Genomic DNA, 20865 nt, shown 5'->3' with positions numbered 1-20865 from the left:
ATCGGTCGTCGGCGCGGCCGGAGCCGTGGGATCGCGGCGCCGATCCTGACCACCGCCCCCAGGAACGGCCCGGGCTGCCCGGACAACCCTCGCAGCCCGTCCGACGTCCGGTGCCGCCGCCGCAGAACGGCCCGCGCCCGATCCCGCCCGGAGCACCCCGCCGTCAGCCGCCGCGCCCCATGCCCGGTGCGCAGCGTCCCGTCCCGCCCGGCGCGCAGCGTCCCGTCCAGCCCGGCGCGCAGCGTCCCGTCCAGCCCGGAGCCCGGCGCCCGCTCCCTCCCGGCGCCCAGCGTCCGGTGCCGCCGGGTGCTCAGCGTCCCGCCCCGCCCGGCGCGCGACGCCCCATGCCCCAGGGCGGTCCCCGCCCGATGCCGCCCCGCCCGCTCCCGCAGCAGCCTGTACCGGCCCGTCCGGTTCCGCCTCAGCCGGTAGCCGAGAAGGAACCGGAGAAGGTCGCCGAGACCGCACCGCAGAAGAAGAGCCTTCTCGCGGCCACGGGGTCCATCGCGATCGCGACGCTGATCAGCCGCATGACCGGCTTCCTCAAGCAGCTACTGCTGCTGACGGCGCTCGGTCCGGCGGTGGCGAGCGCGTTCACCGTCGCGAGCCAGATCCCGAACATGATCTCCGAGCTGGTGCTCGGCGCGGTCCTCACCGCGATCGTCGTCCCCGTGCTGGTCCGCGCGGAGAAGGAGGACCCCGACCAGGGCGCGGCGTTCGTCCGAAGACTCTTCACCGCGGCGCTCGCACTGCTGGGTACCGCCGCGCTACTCGCGACCGCTGCGGCACCGATCCTCACCACGTACGTCTTCCTGCCCGACGACGGCCAGGTCAACACCGCACTCACCACCGCACTGTGTTTCCTGCTGCTGCCGGCCATCCTGTTCTACGGCCTGTCCGCGCTGCTCACAGCGATCCTCAACACTCGTCAGGAGTTCAAGCCGGGTGCGTGGGCGCCGGTGCTGAACAACCTGGTGGTGCTCGCGATCCTCGCTGGGTACTGGTTGGTGCCGGGTGAGATCTCGCTCGACCCGGTCCGCATCACCGATCCGCACCTGCTGCTGCTGGGACTCGGCGTCACGGCCGGCGTCATCATCCAGGCCGTCAGCCTGCTGCCCGCGATCCGCCGCCAGGGCATCTCGCTGCGCCCGTTGTGGGGTATCGACGACCGGCTCAAGCAGTTCGGCGGCATGGCCGTCGCGATCGTGCTCTACGTGCTCATCAGCCAGGCCGGCATGGTGTTCGCGACGCGCGTCTCGGCGCACGCCGACGAGGCCGGACCGGCGATCTACACCAACGCGTGGCTGCTGCTGCAGCTGCCGTACGGCGTCCTCGGTGTCACCGTCCTGACCGCGATCATGCCGCGACTGAGCCGCAACGCGGCCGACGACGACACCCCCGCAGTGGTCGACGATCTTTCCGTCGCGACCCGGCTGACGATGATCGCGCTCATCCCGGTGATCACGTTCTTCACGTTCGCCGGACCGCAGATCGGGCACGCGTTGTACGGCTACGGCAACTTCGGGGCCGGCAACGCCGAGCGCCTCGGCGAGGCTGTCAGCTGGTCGGCGTTCACGCTCATCCCGTACTCACTGGTGCTGATTCATCTCCGCGTCTTCTACGCGCGTGAGCAGGCGTGGACGCCGACGTGGATCATCCTCGGCATCACCGGCGTGAAGATTGCGCTGTCCGCGCTGACGCCACTCGTCGCGGCGAACAACCAGCAGGTCGTCATCCTGCTCGGCGCCGCGAACGGCCTCGCGTTCGTCGCGGGTGCCCTCATCGGCGGCTTCCTCCTGCACCGCAGCCTCGGCGATCTGAGGATGGCCAACGTCGGCAAGACGGTGTGGGTGGTGCTGCTCGCGTCCGCGGCGGGCGCCGTCGCGATGTTCGCGGCCGACAAGCTGCTGGGGCTCGAGCGGCTGTCCGAGTCGTTCGGCGGTCCCGGCGCGATGATCCGCGTCGCCATCACCGGTGCACTCATGCTGGTCGTCACGTTCGTCCTGATGTGGCTGGCGAAGGTACCCGAGGTCATGGCCATCACCGTCATGGTGGGCCGCAAAGTGTCGGCCCTGCGCGGGCGCGGCGGCCGAGCCGCCGAGGACACGACGGGCGTCGCGCCGCGCCCGTACGAGGCTGATACCGAACTGATTCCGGTTGTCCGGGACCTCCCGCGGTCTCTCGATAGGCCCGATGGTCTCCCGTACCCTGGACGCAGCGAGGCATACGTCGGTGCGGATTACATTCCCGACGAGTTCATTGAAGGAGCGAGTGTGAGCGACGACGACGGTGCCGACAAGCGAAACGGCACGTCCACCGACGTCGAGGACGGCACCACCAAGCTGGCGAATGCCGGTGCCACTTCGACAGATTCGCCGGACCAGCAGTCCGACGCGCCGTCCGCCTCGACCGCTTCGGACGAAAACGACTCGGCAGCAGATGCTTCCGATTCGCCGGACTCCAACAAGGGTTCGACTCCGGACGATGCCGACCTGGTGTCGGATCGCCGTCGCCGCAGCCGGGATCTGAACGTCGACACGGGCGTCTTCCCGATCGGCTCGCCGCAGCTCCCGCCGCTGCGCGTCACCGGCGCCGTCCCCGAATCCCGCCGTCCGTTGCGCGGACCCCAGCTGGTGCCGGGCGCCTCGGTCGCCGGTGGTCGCTACCGCCTGCTCGCGCCGCACGGTGGCGCCCGCGGACTGCAGTTCTGGCAGGCCCTCGACATCAAGCTCGACCGCGAGGTGGCGTTGACCTTCGTCGACGCCGACCAGCAGGCCGACGGACTGGCCGCCACCGGCCCCGACGGGCCGCAGGCGATCCTGTCGCGCACGCTGCGGCTGGGACGCATCAATTCGCCCGGCCTCGCTCGCGTGCTCGACGTGGTCCGCGGATCCTCGGGCGGCATCGTCGTCGCCGAGTGGACGCCGGGCCGGTCGCTCAAGGAGATGGCGGCCACCGATCCGTCTCCGGTCGGTGCCGCACGCGCCGTGCGCGCGCTCGCGGGCGCAGCGGAGGCCGCACACCGTGGCGGCAGCGCGCTGTCCGTCGACGACCCCGACCGCATCCGCATCAGCTCCGCGGGCGACGCCGTCCTCGCGTTCCCCGGAACGCTGTCGGACGCCGACCCCGCCTCGGACGTGCGCGGACTCGGCGCGATGCTGTACGCGCTCATCACCGCACGCTGGCCGCTCGACGGCCCGGGCAACCAGGGCGACGACGCGATGCCCCCGGCGGAACGGGATGCATCGGGCCGCCCCGTCGAACCGCGCCAGCTGCGCCCCGACGTGCCGTTCGAGATCTCCGCAGTGGCCGCCCGCGCGCTCGGCGGCGACAGCGGCATCCGGGCGGCCGGCACGGTGCAGCACATCCTCGATCAGGCGACGGTCGTCGACCAGAAGACCGACCTCATGCCGGCGTTGCGCCTGGGCCAACGGGTTCCGGGCAGCTCCGGGCACGCCCTCGCCGATCCGGAGGCCGTGGCCGCGGAGAAGCAGAAGTCCGACCGGACGCTGATCGCGCTGGTCTCCCTCGGTGTCCTGACCGTGGTGGTACTGGCGCTCATCGGCTGGTGGCTGGTGAACCTGCTGGCGGGCGGAAGCTCCGACGAACCGCTCACGAAACAGAACCTGGGCCTGACGACGACGGCCGTGGCGCCCGAGACGTCTGCGGAGGCCTCTCCGGCCGCACCGCCGGCCGCGACGGCGTCACTGAAGCCCACGGGCGCCACCGTGTTCTCGCCCCAGGGCACGCCCGACAACGCCGCCAACGCGGGTCTGGCTATCGACGGCAACCCCGCGACGGTGTGGAGCACCGACGCGTACTTCCAGCCCTTCCCTGCGCTGAAGAACGGCGTCGGCCTGATGGTGACGCTGCCCGACGCCGCGAAGCTCACCAGCATGCAGATCACCTCGCCCACTCCGGGCACCCAGGTGGAGATCCGTACGGCACCGTCCCCGAACACGTCCCTGGACCAGACCCGCGTCATCGGAAATGCCACCTTGACGGACGGTGTGACGGAAATCCCACTCGCGTCGGAGGCCGGCACCAAGAACGTCCTCGTGTGGATCACCGATCTGAGCGCGACAAGCGGAAAGAACCAGTCCGGGATCGCCGAGGTGTCGTTCACCGCGGCGCGCTGACATACCGCTCGGCACGGTCTTGCACGGCGTGACGGGCAACCGATCAGCTAGCATCCGCCGGTGCGAATCTTCAGGGGGGTCGCCAAAGCTGGTCTGTCCGATTCGGAACTCTTGGCAGCGCACGCGTCGGGTGATGGGGGCGCGTTCGCGGAGTTGCTGAGTCGGCACTACGACCATCTTTGGCATGTTGCGAGAAGAACGAGCTACACCGTCGAGGACGCCGCGGACGCGCTGCAGGAGGCGCTGCTGTCGGCTCACCGGACGGCGGGTTCGTTCCGGGAGGATGCAGCCGTGCGCAGTTGGCTGCACAAGATCGTCGTCAACGCGTGTCTCGACCGGATCCGGCGCAATCGGGTGCGGCAGGCGGTGTCGTTGTCGACCGACGAGGCGGACGAGCCGAGCGATGACCGTGACCGCATCGCCGAACGGGAGACGTCGATCCTCGTCGACCGTGCCCTGCAGCGACTGTCGCCCGATCAGCGGGCCGCAATCGTCGCCGTCGACATGGAGGGCTATTCCGTTGCCGAGGCGGCCAGACGACTCGGTGTGCCGGAGGGAACCGTCAAGAGTCGATGCGCGCGTGCTCGGACGAAGCTCGCATCTCATTTGGAATACTTGCGAGATGTAGGGAACCGATCTTGATTCCCCCGCGTCAGAACAAATTGAAGGCACAATCGTGTCCCGGGAACTGCGGGTAGGAGGTGAGATGACGCTACAGAGCGGCGACGACGTTCTCGGCCCCCCGTTCTCCACGGACCTGCTCGCAGATCTGCATGCCGGCGTTCTCCCCGAATCCGTGAGCGAGCGGCTGTGGCCGCTGGTCCGACAGGATCCGGAGGCCGTGGCCGTGCTCGACGCGCTGGACGCCGTCAGTGCGCGCCTCGCCGAGACGGGCCGCGACCACAGCGTCGGGACGCCCATCCCCCCCGAGATCGCAGATCGCATCAATTCTGCTCTGGGACTGGAAGATCGGACGTTCGACCCGAATGTGATCTCGCTGTCCGGTGCGGCCGCCAAGAGGCGCAGGCTGGCGTGGCTCGGTGTCGCCGCAGCGTCGACGGCGGCCGCCCTCGCGATCGTCTTCGCGCTCACCGGGATCGATCGCCCCGACTCGACGGTGCCCGCGGTGGTCGCGTCACCTACCTCGACGACACCCGACGGCCCCGCGCGAGCCGAACTGACCGGCGCGATCGATCGCGCTCAGGTCCTCGCACTGATCGGGAGTGCCGAGTCCGGTGGCACGGGCGCGCTGGCGAGGCCCGACGTGCGCTCGGCCTGCCTGGCCGCCGTCGGGGTCGACACCTCCCGGCCCGTCCTGGGCACGCGGGCCGTGCGATACCAGGGCACCGACGCCGTGCTGATCCTGATCGCCGGACCGACGCCGCCGACACTGGTGGCGCTGGTGGTCGGCGCGGGATGCGATGCGACGCATCCCGACCTGCTCAGCCGAACCGAAATAGGCTGAGAAGAGCTAGCTTCCGCTCTCCACCGGACCACGCTCGGCGACCGGAGTGAGCAGTTCGAGAACCCGCGCGTGCAGTTCCGGTGTGGCGTCGTCCCCGGCCACCAGACTCGCGAACAACGCCGCTCCCGACGCCAGGACCAGGACCGCCTTCGCGTCGAGCAGATCCCGGCGCCGACTCTCCTCTGATTGACCCGCACCGCCGTGGGCGGCGAACAGCTCGGTCGCCGGACCACTGAACCCCTGCCACAGCGCTTTTCGGAGGTCGTCGTGGTCGCGCAGGGCCGCCAGCAGGCCGGGGGCGGCGGCGCGGACGTCGGGACGCGAGAAGATCTGCGCGCTGCCGGTGACCACCCAGTCGATCCACCCGGCACGATCGGTGCCCTCGAACGGCGCGAGGTCGGGCGTCGACCCCAGGATCGCGTCGAGCACCAGGTGCGCCTTGGACGTCCAGCGCCGCGACAGAGCCGCCCGACTCACCCCGGCACGGGTCGCGATCGCGCGCAGGCTCAGCTGGTCCCAGCCGACCTCCACGAGCATCTCTCGGGTCACGGCGAGGACCTCGGCGTCGATTCTCGGGTCGCGGGGGCGCCCGGATTGGCTGGAACTGCCGTTCACGTGTGCATTCATCGCCTCGAATTGTCGGCCACGGGCACCGGGTTGCGCTATCCTTTGCTTTACGAGTCCAGTGGCCTCTTAATTGCGTGGCTCATTCAGGGAGAACGAACATGAAGGTCGCGGTGACCGGGGGGACGGGCTACGTCGGCGCACACACCGTGCACAGACTGCTCGCCGACGGCCACGACATCCGACTCCTGGTGCATCCGGACGAGCCCGTCGAGCAGATCCCGCCCCTGTTCGGGGCCGGCGCCGCCCGCGTCGAGGTCCTCACCGGCGACATCCGCGACCCGGCGGCGATCGCGAGACTGCTCGACGGCTGCGACTCCGTGCTGCACGCCGCCGGCGTGGTCGGCACCGACGACAGTCGCGAGACGCTGATGTGGGAGGTCAACACCGCGGCCACCGCGACACTGCTCACCCGAGCCGCATTCCTCGGACTCGACCCGATCGTGCACGTCGCCAGTTACAGCGCGCTGTTCCCGTCCCCGGACCCGGTGATCGGCCCCGACAGCCCCACCGCGCCGGGGCGTAGCGCGTACGGCCGCACCAAGGCTGCCGCCGACCGAATCGCGCGGGCCCTGCAGGACGCCGGCGCCCCCGTGGTGATCACGTACCCGTCGAGTGTCGTGGGACCCGGACTGGATGGTGGCGCAGGCATCACCGCGACGGGCTGGGCGCCGATGGTCGAGGCCGGTGTCGCCCCGAGGCTGCGCGGCGGGATGGCGATGATCGACGTGCGCGACGTCGCGGACGTACACGCCGCGGCCATGCGACCGGGCCGCGGCCCGCGCCGGTACCTGTGCGGTGGCGAGCTGATCGAGTTCAACGAACTGATCGACGTCCTCGAGCGCGCCTCCGGCCGCCATATCCGACGAATCCCACTGGCTCCGAGCATCTTCCGTGGTGCCGGACGGGTCGCCGACGCGGTCGGCCGGTTCCTGCCGGTGGGCGCCGGATTCAGCTACGAGGCGGCGTGGCTGCTCACCGCGGCCGCCCCCACCGACGATTCTCGGACGCTGTCCGAATTGGGACTCACGTGGCGTCCGGTGCGTGACGCGCTCGCCGCGTCAGTGGACGATCCGAAACAAGCAGTGCCACAATGACTCCCGTCTCGACCGAGGTCTGGGAACCGGCGCCGCTGGGTCCACTGACGCTGCGGAACCGCGTGATCAAGGCGGCGACGTTCGAGGGCGTCATGCCGCACGGGCGGGTGACGCCCGAGCTGATCGACTTTCACGGCGAGGTGGCCCGCGGGGGAGCGGCGATGACCACCGTCGCCTACTGCGCCGTCTCGCCCGGCGGCCGCGTCCACCGCCACACCCTGGTCCTCGACGACCGGACGGGCCGGGATCTGCGGCACCTGACCGACACGGTGCATGCCGAGGGCGCGCTGGCGTGCGCGCAGATCGGTCACGCCGGGCTGGTCGCGAACCAGGTGTCGAACAGGGCCCGCTCCCTGGCGCCGTCAGCCCGGATCAGTGCGCCCGCAATGGGTCCGGTTCGTGCCGCCACCAGGGCGCAGCTCGAGCAGGTGGCCCGGGAATTCGAGCGGGCGGCGCGTGTCGCCGTCGACGCCGGGTTCGATGCCGTCGAGGTCCATCTCGGGCACAACTACCTCCTGAGCAGTTTCCTGAGCCCGAACCTCAACCGGCGCAAGGATATCTACGGTGGCAGTGTCGTCAACCGATCGCTCTTCCCGCGAGAGGTACTCGGGCGCGTGCGGGGCGCGGTCGGTGGGTCCGTCGCGGTGACGGCGAAGTTCAACATGGCCGACGGCGTCCCGAAGGGCTTGTGGCTGGACCAGAGCCTGCAGATCGCCCGTCTGATCGAGTCCGACGGCTGCGTCGACGCCCTGCAACTGACCGGCGGCAGCTCACTACTCAACGGAATGTACTACTTCCGGGGCGACGTTCCGCTGGCGGAATTCATTGCTGCGCAACCTAAACCGGTCGGGTGGGGACTGCGGGTGTACGGCCCGCACATCTTCCCCACCTACCCGTTCGAGGAAGCGTTCTTCCGACCGTTCGCGCGACAGTTCCGCGAGGCGCTGACCCTGCCGCTGATCATGCTCGGCGGGATCAACCGAGCCGACACCATCCGGACCGCCCTCGACGATGGCTTCGAGTTCGTCGGGATGGCGCGGGCGCTGTTGCGGGACCCGTACCTGCCGCGCAAACTCCGCGAAGAGGGTGTCGCCGAGGGCCTGTGCATCCACTGCAACAAGTGCCTGCCGACGATCTACTCGGGAACCCGGTGCGTGGTGCGCGAAGCCCTGTGGGAGAACTCCCGCCACTGACCGGCGGAGGAGACAAACGTCACGGATCTTCCCGACAGTGCGTTGGTATATTTACCGACAGGCCGTCGGGAAGATGTCGATTCGTCGAGCATCGCGTGGCGGCTCCCATCGACACACCACACCGACCAGGAGATCGAGATGTTCCTCGCCCTGCGGGAGCTAAGGTTCGCGCGTTCCAGATTCGGCCTGATGGGCGGTGTCATCGCCCTCATCTCCGTGCTGATGGTGCTGCTGTCCGGCCTGTCCTCCGGCCTCGTCGAAGACGGTGTCTCAGGCCTCAAGGCCTTGCCCGTCGACGGATTCGCCTTCAATGAGGGCACCAAGACAGACTCGGCGTTCTCCCGGAGCGCAGTCACCGACGAGCAGGTCGAGGCGTGGCGCGAGCAGCCCGGCGTCGACGAGGCCGAGCCTTTCGGCAACATGCTCGTCAATGCCCACAGCGACAAGGGCGTCCCGGTCGACCTGGCCCTGTTCGGCGTCCCGGTCGACTCGTTCCTCGCGCCGACCGCGGCCCAGGGCGCGGATCTGCGCGAGCCCAACGGCATCGTCGTCAGCAAGAGTGCCCTCGACGAGGGCGTCGCACTCGGCGACACCATCACGATCGATCGGCTGGGCACCCAACTGACGATCGTCGGCGTCACCGAGGGCAAGCAGACGTTCGGCCACGTCGACGTCGCGTACCTGCCGATCGACACGTGGCGCGAACTGCACACCGGCGTCCGCCCCGGGGAGCCCGTTCCGGCACAGTCGATGGCCGAGTCCACCGCCGTCGCGCTGAAGGCCGCGCCCGGCGCGACACTCGACTACGCAGCCGGTGACGCGGCCGCGAAGACGTCGACCGTCGCACTCGAGGATTCGTTCGCGTCCTCACCCGGCTTCAGCGCCGAGACGATGACCCTCAACCTCATCAAGGTGTTCCTGTACGCGATCTCGGCGCTCGTCGTCGGCGCGTTCTTCACCGTGTGGACGATTCAGCGCAAGCACGAGATCGCCGTGATGCGCGCGATGGGCGCCTCCACCGGATACCTGCTGCGCGACGGCCTCGCGCAGGCGTTCATCCTGCTGCTCGGCTCGGTCGCGGTCGGTGCCGCCGTCGGCTACGGCTTCGGCTCCCTGATCGGCGGGGGAGTGCCGTTCCTGCTCGAGCCCGCCGCCGTGGCCGTCGCCGCGGTCCTGCTGACGGTCCTCGGGCTGATCGGTGCGGCGATCGCGATCGTCCGCATCGCGTCCGTCGATCCGTTGAACGCGCTGGGAGGCCAGCGATGAGCGCCCGCAAGGACCTCGGAAGGACCCCTGCCGTGACCACTGACACCGACACCCGCGTCGACACCGCAGCCCTCGAGGTCGCAGCCCTCGAGATCGCAGCCCTCGAGATCGTCGATGCCAACCTGAGCCTCGGCGACGGGGATCAGACCGTGACCGCGCTGAACGCGGTGAGCCTGACCGTCCGCCCCGGCGAGATGGTGGCGGTCGTCGGGCCGTCCGGCTCGGGCAAGTCGAGCCTGCTGGCGGTCGCCGGCGCGCTCACCACCCCGGACTCGGGCACCGTCCGTGTCGGCGGCCACGACCTGCTGGCGATGAAGAGGGCGGAGGCCGCGAGGTTCCGGCGGGGGCACATCGGATTCGTGTTCCAGAGCGGCAACCTGATCCCGTCGCTCACGGCGGCCGACCAACTGCGTCTGGTCTCGCACCTCGGCAACACCAAGGGCCGCAAGTTCCGTGATCCGCTCGAGCTCCTCGAACAGGTGGGTCTGGGCCACAAGGCCGATCGTCGCCCCGACCAGCTCTCGGGCGGGGAGCGCCAGCGCGTGGGCATCGCCCGCGCCCTGGTGTCCACGCCGTCGCTGCTGCTCGTCGACGAGCCCACCGCGGCGCTGGACCGGGCCCGCAGCCACGAGATCGTCCAGTTGCTGGCGCGTGAGGCCCGCGAATCGAAGGTCGGGACCGTCATGGTGACCCATGACTACGATGTCCTCGACTATTGCGACCGTGTGGTCGAGATGACCGACGGGCGGCTCACGCCCCGGTAGTCGCGAACCAGCAGCGAGAGAGGAGGGCACGTGCCGCGGATCACTGCACCCACCGTCGGTGAGCATCGAGCCGCCCAGGAACGTGCCCTCCTCGACGCAGCACGTGAGGTCCTCGCCGAGGGGGCCACCGACATCCCGTCGTTCGGTGAGGTCGCCGCCCGCGCCGGGCTGGCGCGGTCGAGCATGTACCAGTACTTCCGGTCTCGTCAGCACCTCTTGGAGGCGCTGATCGAGGACGCCTTCCCCCGGTGGTCGGCCCGGGTCGCCTCCGCCATGTCCGACGCCGGTTCTCCCGATCGGCGGGTCCTGGCGTACATCGACGCCAACCTGGCCCTCGTCGCCGAGGGCGAGCACGCCATCGCGACAGCCCTCGCGCAGCTCGCACCCGGCCCGGAACTCGACGCCAAGAGCCGTGCGATGCACGACGATCTCTACACCCCGCTGTCCGACGCGCTGCGCGAGCTGGGAGCGCGGGATGTCGCCGCGATGTCCGAACTGATCAACGCGGTGCTGCACGCGGCGACCCGGCAGGTCGAGCGGGGCGAGGATCTCGAGACCGCGCGCCGCAACGCGGCCGACCTGGTGCGGCCCTACGTCACCGACCTCGCGCGGCGGACCGACTGACACGCGCCGCTCCTATGACGCGGTGCACACCTCTGGTTCCACGTGAAACGTTCGACAGCGGAAGCCACGTGGCGGCACACCCCCGCGGGGAACAACACCCACTAATCTGTTGTTGACCTGACCGACTCCGCGAGCCACGCCCTCCCCGGCGGGTACGCGTGAGCAAAGTGAACCGTCGCAGCGCAGGACAGACAGGAAAGGCCCGCATGACTACTCCGACCACGGTCCGTGACCTCATCATCGTCGGCTCCGGACCCGCCGGGTACACGGCCGGCGTCTACGCCGCCCGTGCGGAGCTCGAGCCCCTCCTCTTCGAGGGCACCCAGTTCGGCGGCTCGCTGATGACCACCACCGAGGTGGAGAACTTCCCGGGCTTCCGCGAGGGCATCATGGGCCCGGACCTCATGGACGAGATGCGCGAGCAGGCCAAGCGCTTCGGTGCGGACATCCGCACCGAGGACGTCGAGGAGATCGAGCTGGACGGCCCGGTCAAGAAGGTCGTCGCGAACGGTGAGACGTACTACGCCCGCGCCGTCATCCTCGCGATGGGCGCCGCCGCCCGTTACCTCGGCATCGAGGGCGAGGAGCGCCTCCTCGGCCGCGGTGTGAGTGCGTGCGCCACGTGTGACGGCTTCTTCTTCCGCGACCAGGACATCGTCGTGGTCGGCGGCGGCGACTCCGCGATGGAGGAAGCCACCTTCCTCACCAAGTTCGCACGCAGCGTCACCCTGGTGCACCGCCGCGAGGAGTTCCGCGCCTCCCGCATCATGCTCGAGCGCGCCAAGGCGAACGAGAAGATCCGCTTCGTCACCAACGCCGAGCCCATCGAGGTCCTCGGCGAGAACAGCGTCACCGGCCTGGTGATCCGCGACACCGTCACCGGCGAGCAGTCCACGCTGGCCGTCACCGGCATGTTCGTCGCGATCGGCCACGACCCGCGCAGCGAGCTCGTCAAGGGCCAGGTCGACGTCGACGACGCCGGCTACGTGAAGGTGCAGTCGCCCACCACCGCGACCTCGACCGAGGGCGTGTTCGCGGCCGGCGACCTGGTGGACCACACCTACCGTCAGGCCATCACCGCCGCCGGCACCGGCTGCGCCGCCGCCATCGACGCCGAGCGCTGGCTGTCGGACCAGGGCGACATCACCGACAACACCCTGGCCGCTGCGGGCGAGCCCGTCGCCGTCGACGCCTGACCTGCCTACCCCCATCCGTCAACCGAACCGGATCAGATCCCAGGAGGATTCTGTGGCGAACACCATCACGATCAACGACGACTCGTTCAAGCAGGAGGTTCTCGACTCCGAGAAGCCCGTGCTCGTCGATTTCTGGGCCACCTGGTGCGGTCCGTGCAAGATGGTGGCTCCGGTGCTCGAGGAGATCGCCGGTGAGCACAGCGACAAGCTCACGGTCGCGAAGCTCGACATCGACCAGAACCCGGGCGCGGCCCGCGATTTCCAGGTGATGTCGATCCCCACGATGATCCTGTTCCAGGGCGGCAAGCCCGTGAAGACGATTGTCGGCGCGAAGGGCAAGGCCGCTCTGCTCAAGGATCTCGCAGACGTCCTCTGACGCGTCCCGTTCGTCCCGTTGGACCCTTTGCCGGGCCACAGTGTGACCAGACCGGCACCACAGTCTTGTCACACTGTGGCCTGAGCAGATTTCCGGGGCCGAGCGCCGTCTGAAAGAATCGACAAACGTCCGCGCAACGAAAGGCCCGCGAGCATGCAGCTACTCCGTCACGGCGATCACGGCCCCGCCGTCGCCGAGATTCGGGGTACTTTGACCGGCCTCGGCTTCCTCCACAACGGGGTGGCCGAGACGCATCGTGAGGCCGTCAACGGCTCGCACTGGGTGTCGCCCGACGCGATGTTCGACCACCATCTCGACTCCGCCGTCCGGGCATTCCAGCAGCAACGCGGACTGCTCGTCGACGGCATCGTCGGCCCGGCAACGTACCGCTCCCTCAAGGAGGCGTCGTACCGGCTCGGGGCTCGCACCCTCATCTACCAGTTGTCGGCACCGCTCTACGGTGACGACGTCGCGGCCCTGCAGACGCGCCTGCAGGATCTCGGCTTCTACATCGGGCGTGTCGACGGCTACTTCGGCCCGCAGACGCACGAGGCCCTCAGTTCGTTCCAGCGCGAGATCGGCATCGCCGCCGACGGCATTTGTGGCCCGGCCACGCTGCGGTCGCTGGAACTGCTCGGCACCCGCGTCTCCGGTGGTTCCCCGCACGCCATCAGCGAGGAGGAACTGGTCCGCCGGTCCGGCCCGCAGCTGAGTGGCAAGCGGATCGTCATCGACCCGGGACTGGGCGGCGCCGACACCGGCCGGATCGTGAAGACCCCGCACGGCCCGATGAGTGAGGCCGACATCCTGTGGGACCTCGCGAGCCGACTCGAGGGCCGCATGGCCGCCACCGGGATGGAGACGTTCCTGTCCCGGCCCCAACACGCCAACCCCAGCGAGGCCGAGCGCGCCGAGACGTCCAACGGGTTCGACGCCGATCTCATGATCTCGCTGCGCTGCGACAGCCACGCCAGCCCGGCCGCGAGCGGTGTCGCGAGCTTCCACTTCGGCAACTCGCACGGTTCCACATCGATGATCGGTCAGATCCTCACCGGTTTCATCCAGCGCGAGGTTGTGGCACGAACTCGACTGCGGGACTGCAGAACTCACGGTCGTACGTGGGAACTGTTGCGACTCACCAAGATGCCCACGGTGCAGGTCGACATCGGTTATCTCACAAACGAATTCGACATCTCAGTACTCACCGATCCGCGGTCGCGGGACACCATCGCCGAGGCCATTCTGATCGCGGTCAAGCGCCTGTACCTGCTGGGACAGGACGACGCCCCGACGGGCACGTTCACATTCGCGGAGTTGCTCGCGGAAGAACTCTCCAGCGCGCCCCAGGCTCGCTGATCCTGTTCGCCCGCCTGCTGTCTCGCACGTACCACGCGACCCAGTAGGCGGGGAAGAACACGACTTCTCCCACGATTTGCTCAACCTAGCTCTCAGCGCCGGCCCCTCGGGGCGATATCGCCGACCCGTCTCACAATGAGAGCCACGAAAAGGGCTCTAGCCGACCGCCAGAGCGCTTTTCTCGCCGATATCGAGGAGCGACAGGGTCGCGGTCTCCAGCAGGCGATCCAGGGCCGCCTCGACGTCGGCCTTCCACAGGTGGTCGCGGTCGAGTTCGAGTCGCAGTCGCGGGAATCGGTGGTGCGGTGCAACCACCTCGAATCCGACGTCCTCGAGGAAGTCGGAGCTGATCATGCATTCCTGTGGCGAGCACTCGCGGGCCGCCGTCGCCGAAGGTGTACTGGTCGGGGTCGCTTCCGCGTCGGCGCGGATCCCGAAGGCCTCGAGTGCCCGGACGCCGCGTCGGACCAGGTCACCGATCGCGGCCTGGACGAGCGTGGCGCCCAGTCCGTGCTCGTCACCGATGGGCTCCAGTCGCATCGTCGTCAGCAGGATGGCGTCGGCGCTGACGGGAGCTGTGGGGAAGAGGTCGGAGCGCGGCACCATGCTGGGCGGGGCATACAGCGCGCATCCCGCGGGCTTGTCGTCGACGAGGGCCACCTGGCCGCAGGATCCCCATTCGAGCATGACCATCGAGAGCCATGCTTCCTTCTCGAACTCGGGGTCGTAGAAGTCGCGGGCCTGGTGGACCGCGTCCGGATCCATCTCCCAGAAAACGCATCGACGCGCGTGGCTGGACAGCTTGTCGAGTCCATCGAGCGTGAGTGACGTGACGCTTGTCGACACCGTGTAAGCCAGCCTCCGTGCGCTTGCCCCGGGTGGTCGCAACCACCCGGAATCACAATCCCGCCGAGAACGGAACTATCCCTCCAGAATAGGGGATAGTTCCGTTCTCGGCCGGGCGGAAACTATGTGATTCCGACGAGAGCGAAGCGACTGTGCCGCGCCCCGATACACCTGTAACGTCACAGTGACGAAACGCTCACGGGTGTCCGTTCACCGCGAACAGGCTCAGTTTCCGGCCTGCTTCTCCATCATCTTCACGATGCGTTCGAGATCGTCCACCGAACCGAACTCGACGGTGATCTTGCCCTTGCGCTTGCCGAGGCTCACCGTCACCCGGGTATCGAACGAGTTCGACAACCGCTCGGCGACATCCTGCAGACCCGGCATCTGGATCGGCTTGCGCTTCACCGGTGGGGTAGGGGAGGGGCCCTCACGGTTGGCGAGCATCACCGCTTCCTCCGTCGCGCGGACGGACATGCCCTCCGCGACGATGCGGGCAGCGAGCACCTCCTGCGCGTCGGCGCCGGCCTCCAGCGAGAGCAGCGACCGCGCGTGCCCGGCAGACAGCACTCCCGCCGCGACGCGGCGCTGCACCGGGATCGGCAGCTTGAGGAGACGGATCATGTTCGTCACGACGGGACGGGATCGTCCGATCCGGGACGCCAGTTCCTCGTGAGTGACCTCGAATTCCTCGAGCAGCTGCTGGTACGCGGCCGCCTCTTCGAGCGGATTGAGCTGCACGCGGTGGATGTTCTCCAGCAGCGCGTCGCGCAGCATGGATTCGTCGGTGGTCTCGCGGACGATCGCGGGGATGGTCTCGAGGCCGGCGAGCTGGCTGGCTCGCCAACGGCGCTCACCCATCACGAGCTGGTACTGCTCGGGCCCTGTCCGCCGGACGACGATCGGCTGCATCAGACCGAACTCACGGATCGAGTGCACCAGCTCGCCGAGAGCTTCCTCGTCGAAGACGCTGCGCGGCTGCTTGGGGTTGGGCTCGATCTGCAGCGGCGGGATCTCGTGGTAGACCGCGCCGGTGGGGGAGAGGGGCTCCGCGTCGGTGAGGACCGCGGGCGCCGGCGTGGGCGCTGTGGCCACCACGTCGGACTGCGCCGGCTTGGATGCGGTCTTGGACGCCGCCTTCGCGGGAGCCTTCTTGGCGGCAGGCTTCGACGCCTTGGCCGGCGGAGCCTCGGTCTCGACGGCGGTGTCGACCGCCGTGTCGACGGCCGGAGCGGACGTACCGATGATGACGTCGGCAGCCGCGTTCCCCAGTCCGGGTCCTCCGTTGGCCGGGCCCGTCGGGATCAGTGCCGCGAGCCCACGTCCGAGGCCGCCCTTGCGTGTCTGCGCCATCTCACTGCTCCTGAGTCTTGGTGGACATCGCGCGTGCCGCGAGTTCGCGGCCGGCATCGAGATAGCTCATCGCCCCCCTCGAACCCGGGTCGTAGTCGAGGACCGTCATGCCGTAGCCGGGCGCCTCGGACACCTTGACGCTGCGGGGGATGACCGCGCGCAGCACCACGTCGCCGAAGTGCTTGCGGACCTCCTCGGCCACCTGATCGGCGAGCTTGGTGCGTGCGTCGTACATCGTCAGTAGGACGGTCGACACGTGCAAGTCGGGGTTGAGGTGCGCCTGGACGAGTTCGATGTTGCGGAGCAACTGCCCGACGCCTTCGAGTGCGTAGTACTCGCACTGGATCGGAATCAACACCTCCTTCGCGGCGACCATCGCGTTGACCGTCAGCAGGCCGAGCGACGGCGGGCAGTCGATGAGGATGTAGTCGACATCGATGTCTGCGAGCGCCTTCTCGGACAGCGCGTTCTTGAGGCGGTTCTCGCGAGCCACCATCGAGACGAGTTCGATCTCGGCGCCGGCCAGGTCGATCGTCGCGGGGATGCAGAAGAGGCGCTCGTTGTGCGGGCTCTGCTGGATCGCCTCCTTGGCGGTCACCTCACCGATGAGCAGTTCGTAGCTCGACGGCGTTCCCGAGGTGTGCGGGACACCCAGCGCGGTGCTCGCGTTGCCCTGCGGATCGAGGTCGACGACCAGCACGGTGAGACCCTGGATCGCGAGCGCAGACGCGAGGTTCACCGTGGATGTCGTCTTGCCGACGCCGCCCTTCTGGTTCGCAATCGTGAAGACGCGGCGCTCAGACGGCCGCGGCAGGCTCACCGATCCGGGATGCAGCACCTGACTTGCTCGCTGCGCTGCTGCCCCGATCGGCGTGTCCGCGAGGGAGATCCCGGTATAGGGGGAGGAGTGGGCATAGCCCTCGCCTCGACTGCCGTTCGTCGAGTCAGACGGGGTGGCAGTTTCACGTGAAACCGCTTCCCGTGAAACGGCGGGCTCCGATCCAGCCGACATCTACTGCTCCTTCACTTGATGACCGCGCATGCGGTAATTCTCAACCCTCGAGCCCTCGAAAGCCCGTAACTCAGCGGTGCCGGCGACCGTGTTGGGCAACACGCTCTGCCGTCACGACAACCGTAGGCACCGGAAGAACCGCGCCACCACACTCGACCACACCCAGCTTGCCAGCACCCAACCGCGCCAACGTCGCACGGTCACGAGAAATCTCCTCCGCCGCACTCGAACCCTTCAACGCCAACATCCGACCACCCACACGCACCAACGGCAACGACCACCGCGCCAACTTCTCCAACGGCGCAACAGCCCGCGACGTCACCACATCCGCGCCCCCAGCCTCCTTCACCACACCCGACTCCTCCGCGCGACCCCGCACCACAGTCACATTGTCGAGCCCCAGATCGTCGACAACCTCCTGCAAATACACCGACCGCCGCAACAACGGCTCCACCAACGTCACCCGCACATCCGGACGCGCAATCGCCAACGGAACACCCGGCAAACCAGCCCCCGACCCCACATCCACCACCGACTCACCCACCCCCACCAACTCACCCAACACCCCACAATTGAGCACATGCCGCGTCCACAAACGAGGCACCTCACGCGGACCGATCAACCCCCGCACCACACCATCCGACGCCAACGACGCGTAATACCCCTCCGCCAACGACGCCCGCTCACCAAACACCCGAGCCACCGCACCGACAACATCCCACTGCTCATCAACCAGTTCCACGTGAAACATCCTCCCCAACCAGCCACCACACAACAAACTCGGGCAAAGGTTTTCGGGTTTCGCTCCGGCACCCGTGAACTCGGGACGGTAGGGGAGGGCCGGGCTGGGCAGACAAAGTGATGATCTCCGACCCCGGCGCATCGAGTTTCACGTGGAACAACAGCGGACACGGCTGACCTGTTTCACGTGGAACCGTTCGGGTTCCGATGATGTTCGATGGCGGCGGGTGTCGTGACGCCCGCAATGATTCACGTGAAACATCGACGGCAAGTCGACCCTCGGGTCCCCGATTCGCCCACGGCGGTGAGGAAAACCTCCACCCCTCGGGGTCGAAATCCCGCGAAAGTGGAGCTTGCTGTCACAGTGACGAAATAAGCTGGTACCTCTGGGTGGGCCGACGACGCAAGCGATTCGGCCGAACCGCCGCAATAGGGTGATCCGTTGTCGCCCAACCTGATTCACGTGAAACACCGCGAGATGACCGAAAGCGCTCTCTGAACGGGCCGTTCCGTAGCGGTTCGGCCCATCGGAACCAATCCAACGGGCACAGACCGAATGAACAGCACAGCGAAACCGTCTCGGCGGCGGAGCGCGGCCACCGCACTACTCGCGATCGTCTCAGCCACTGTGGCCGTCGCTGCGACACTCGCGACAGTCGGCGCCCGCGAGCCCATTCCGGTGCGTACCTACCTCTTAGTTTCACCAGCCCGGGAGGCTCAGACACCGGCCCAACGACCGGTCGTGCAAGCCGACCACCGAGCATCCCAACCCCGTCGTGCTGGTACACCGCACCACGCTCCCCGCCAACGAGGACTACTGCGCCTGCACACTCACCTACGGCAACGACGCCGACGCAGAACCTGATCCGCGCGATAGACGCGCTGACACACGCCGAGGACAACGGGCCCAGATCGGGCCTTCGTCGACGACGTGCTCGACGCACCGGCGCCGCACGTATCGACCTTCTGAAAGCCTCCACGGGCTCGAACGAGTACGCGCTGCATGCGACGGAGGTCGACACGTACGTCCAACCCGCAGGGGGACGATGGGAACCGGGCCGACCCGCGACGGCCACTGGACCCTCGACCTCACACGACGATGCACCCGGACTGTTGCCCATTGCCCGCGCTGCCCAAAGTTCCTGCCGGCCTCAGAGTTCATCCGACTGCACGAGGGTGCACTCCTCGCGCCGGAGTGACTGACACCGACATCGTGACTCGGCACCACCAACTGGTGCTGCCGGACACGAATAGCTGCGTCGACGATCCCGAGGCGACGACCATCGCGTTTCAGGATCGGTGTTCACAGGACTGCTCGGAACACCCGGCCCTGGCGACGTCCCGGGTAGCGGCCTCCTACGTGCTCAACGCACACGATCCGACGCCGCTGGTGTCGTGCATGTTCGTTCCTCCGTTCGTGGACGGCCGATAGCGCCGCGGCCGAACCGTCGAAGGGGGGAGTGGCGCGAGTCGGCAGCCCACGTGGAACGACTCGGCCATCCGGAGACGGTGCCGTGACACCCGCAATGATTCACGTGAAACATCCCCGGTCGCAGATCGTCGGCCTCGATTCGCCCGCAACGACAACGCGATGCACCGCCCCACGCCATCGGACAGGCACGAATCGGAAAACTGATGTCACAGTGACGAAATGGGGGGCATCCTCCGATGGTCACACCGCGCAATGGGTTCGGTCGAAACTCATTGAGCTGCTGATATCTTGTCGCACAACATAATTCATCTTCAGCGCTGCAGGATGACGGAAAACCCTCCCGGAACACGCCGTTCCCGTAGCGTTTCGACTCATCGGAGCTATTCCAAGGGGGGACAGACCGGATGAACACCACACCCAGACCCATACGGTGGCGGAGCGCGGCCACCGCACTTCTCGCGATAGTCTCGGCAGCCGTCGCCATCGTCGCGGCACCCGCGACAGCGAACGCGCGAGATCCGTATCCGGTGCCGTACAACCTTTTCGTGCAGGACGAGTTCACCAACCCCGGCGGGTCAGCGACAGGATCCAACGACTGGTCGTGCAAGCCGACCCCGGAACATCCCAACCCCGTGGTGCTCGTCCACGGCACCGGCGCCAATCGACTCAACATGTGGACCACGTTCGCGCCGTTGCTCGCGAACGAGGGCTACTGCGTCTTTGCACTCACCTTCGGCAACTATGCCGACCAGCCGTATCCGATCAGCGCGGTCGGGGGGATGGCCCGCGCCGAAGACAGTGCGGCACAGATCGGGGACTTCGTGGACGAGGTGCTCGCGACGACGGGCGCGGGCCGCGTGGACATCCTGGGTATCTCGCAGGGGTCGGTCGTGCCCAACTACTTCGTCAAGTACCTCGGCGGCGCAGCCAAGGTCGACAAGTACGTGTCGCTCGGTCCGGCGTGGAACGGTAGTGCACTCACCGGACCGGACGGTGGCGCAACGATTCTCGGTCTCGGCACCGACGACGCCCGCGGCCTGCTGCCGTTCTGTCAGGCATGTCTCCAGTTCCTACCCGCGTCGGAATTCATTGCGAAACTGCACGCCGGTGGCCTGTACGCGCCGGAAGTCACCTACACCAACATCATGACCCGCTACGACGAAGGAATCTTGCCGTACACGAGCGGCTATGTGGAGGGCCCCAACGCGACGAACATCGTTGTCCAGGATCAGTGTTCGCAGGACTACTCCGACCATATCGCGCTCGCGGCGTCTCGCGTCGCGGCCGGCCACGTCCTCAACGCACTCGACCCGGCGCATCCGCGCCCGGTGCCGTGCGGGTTCGTCGCGCCGTTCGTCGGCGGCTGACAACTCCACAGCCG

General features: G+C 68.1%; 18 protein-coding genes. 13 read left to right on the top strand and 5 right to left on the bottom strand.

All coding sequences use genetic code 11. The annotated features are described in order from the left end of the window. Nucleotides 1-368 precede the first annotated feature (368 nt). The 3 genes from C8K36_RS16930 to C8K36_RS16920 all read left to right on the top strand — a co-directional run bounded on the left by C8K36_RS16930 (nucleotide 369) and on the right by C8K36_RS16920 (nucleotide 5604). Complete coding sequence (locus tag C8K36_RS16930) at nucleotides 369-4139, top strand: murein biosynthesis integral membrane protein MurJ (protein WP_107985684.1); 3771 nt, start codon at nucleotides 369-371, stop codon at nucleotides 4137-4139. Nucleotides 4140-4199: 60 nt separating this feature from the next. Beyond that, nucleotides 4200-4781, top strand: coding sequence for an RNA polymerase sigma factor SigM (sigM, locus tag C8K36_RS16925; protein ID WP_107985683.1), 582 nt, complete (start codon nucleotides 4200-4202; stop codon nucleotides 4779-4781). A gap of 64 nt (nucleotides 4782-4845) precedes the next feature. Next, nucleotides 4846-5604: a hypothetical protein gene (locus C8K36_RS16920; protein WP_107985682.1), complete on the top strand. Its 759-nt coding sequence runs from the start codon at nucleotides 4846-4848 to the stop codon at nucleotides 5602-5604. Nucleotides 5605-5610: 6 nt separating this feature from the next. Here the strand turns inward: C8K36_RS16920 and C8K36_RS16915 are convergent, their stop codons facing one another. Beyond that, on the bottom strand, nucleotides 5611-6231 hold the full coding sequence (locus C8K36_RS16915) for a helix-turn-helix domain-containing protein (protein ID WP_107985681.1): 621 nt from the start codon (nucleotides 6229-6231) through the stop codon (nucleotides 5611-5613). Between the two features lie 98 nt (nucleotides 6232-6329). Here C8K36_RS16915 and C8K36_RS16910 point away from each other — a divergent pair, with 98 nt between their 5' ends. The 8 genes from C8K36_RS16910 to C8K36_RS16875 all read left to right on the top strand — a co-directional run bounded on the left by C8K36_RS16910 (nucleotide 6330) and on the right by C8K36_RS16875 (nucleotide 14100). Continuing rightward, nucleotides 6330-7325, top strand: coding sequence for an NAD-dependent epimerase/dehydratase family protein (locus C8K36_RS16910; protein WP_107985680.1), 996 nt, complete (start codon nucleotides 6330-6332; stop codon nucleotides 7323-7325). After that, complete coding sequence (locus tag C8K36_RS16905) at nucleotides 7322-8518, top strand: NADH:flavin oxidoreductase (RefSeq protein WP_107985679.1); 1197 nt, start codon at nucleotides 7322-7324, stop codon at nucleotides 8516-8518. The genes C8K36_RS16910 and C8K36_RS16905 overlap by 4 nt, the downstream gene beginning before the upstream one ends. Nucleotides 8519-8656: 138 nt before the next feature. Continuing rightward, entirely contained in the window at nucleotides 8657-9784 is a 1128-nt protein-coding gene (locus tag C8K36_RS16900) for an ABC transporter permease (RefSeq protein ID WP_107985678.1), read from the top strand. Beyond that, nucleotides 9781-10548, top strand: a complete 768-nt coding sequence (locus C8K36_RS16895; RefSeq protein ID WP_107985677.1) for an ABC transporter ATP-binding protein — start codon at nucleotides 9781-9783, stop codon at nucleotides 10546-10548. The genes C8K36_RS16900 and C8K36_RS16895 overlap by 4 nt, the downstream gene beginning before the upstream one ends. 30 nt (nucleotides 10549-10578) lie before the next feature. Beyond that, entirely contained in the window at nucleotides 10579-11172 is a 594-nt protein-coding gene (locus C8K36_RS16890) for a TetR/AcrR family transcriptional regulator (protein ID WP_107985676.1), read from the top strand. 206 nt (nucleotides 11173-11378) lie between these two features. After that, nucleotides 11379-12368, top strand: a complete 990-nt coding sequence (gene trxB, locus C8K36_RS16885) for a thioredoxin-disulfide reductase (protein WP_107985675.1) — start codon at nucleotides 11379-11381, stop codon at nucleotides 12366-12368. A gap of 52 nt (nucleotides 12369-12420) precedes the next feature. Beyond that, complete coding sequence (gene trxA, locus C8K36_RS16880; protein WP_107985674.1) at nucleotides 12421-12744, top strand: thioredoxin; 324 nt, start codon at nucleotides 12421-12423, stop codon at nucleotides 12742-12744. Between the two features lie 153 nt (nucleotides 12745-12897). Continuing rightward, nucleotides 12898-14100: an N-acetylmuramoyl-L-alanine amidase gene (locus C8K36_RS16875; protein ID WP_107985673.1), complete on the top strand. Its 1203-nt coding sequence runs from the start codon at nucleotides 12898-12900 to the stop codon at nucleotides 14098-14100. A 156-nt stretch (nucleotides 14101-14256) separates the two neighbouring features. Here the strand turns inward: C8K36_RS16875 and C8K36_RS16870 are convergent, their stop codons facing one another. The 4 genes from C8K36_RS16870 to rsmG all read right to left on the bottom strand — a co-directional run bounded on the left by C8K36_RS16870 (nucleotide 14257) and on the right by rsmG (nucleotide 18062). Next, complete coding sequence (locus C8K36_RS16870) at nucleotides 14257-14946, bottom strand: hypothetical protein (RefSeq protein ID WP_107985672.1); 690 nt, start codon at nucleotides 14944-14946, stop codon at nucleotides 14257-14259. A 225-nt stretch (nucleotides 14947-15171) separates the two neighbouring features. Beyond that, complete coding sequence (locus tag C8K36_RS16865) at nucleotides 15172-16299, bottom strand: ParB/RepB/Spo0J family partition protein (protein WP_107985671.1); 1128 nt, start codon at nucleotides 16297-16299, stop codon at nucleotides 15172-15174. A gap of 1 nt (nucleotide 16300) precedes the next feature. Further along, a complete protein-coding gene (locus C8K36_RS16860; RefSeq protein WP_107985670.1) occupies nucleotides 16301-17311 on the bottom strand; it encodes a ParA family protein in 1011 nt (336 codons plus the stop codon). A gap of 70 nt (nucleotides 17312-17381) precedes the next feature. Beyond that, complete coding sequence (rsmG, locus tag C8K36_RS16855; RefSeq protein WP_107985789.1) at nucleotides 17382-18062, bottom strand: 16S rRNA (guanine(527)-N(7))-methyltransferase RsmG; 681 nt, start codon at nucleotides 18060-18062, stop codon at nucleotides 17382-17384. Between the two features lie 1185 nt (nucleotides 18063-19247). On the opposite strand from rsmG, the gene C8K36_RS16850 reads away from it, so the two are divergent. Next, the gene (locus C8K36_RS16850; RefSeq protein WP_107985669.1) at nucleotides 19248-19484 is read left to right on the top strand and encodes a hypothetical protein; all 237 of its coding nucleotides are present in this window, start codon (nucleotides 19248-19250) and stop codon (nucleotides 19482-19484) included. Between the two features lie 404 nt (nucleotides 19485-19888). Then, on the top strand, nucleotides 19889-20851 hold the full coding sequence (locus tag C8K36_RS16845; RefSeq protein ID WP_107985668.1) for an esterase/lipase family protein: 963 nt from the start codon (nucleotides 19889-19891) through the stop codon (nucleotides 20849-20851). Nucleotides 20852-20865 lie beyond the last annotated feature (14 nt).

The organism is Rhodococcus sp. OK519 (genome assembly GCF_003051005.1).
GTDB lineage: Bacteria > Actinomycetota > Actinomycetes > Mycobacteriales > Mycobacteriaceae > Prescottella.
The sequence above is the reverse complement of the archived record's forward strand: the minus strand, read 5'-3'. Positions and strand labels throughout refer to the sequence as shown.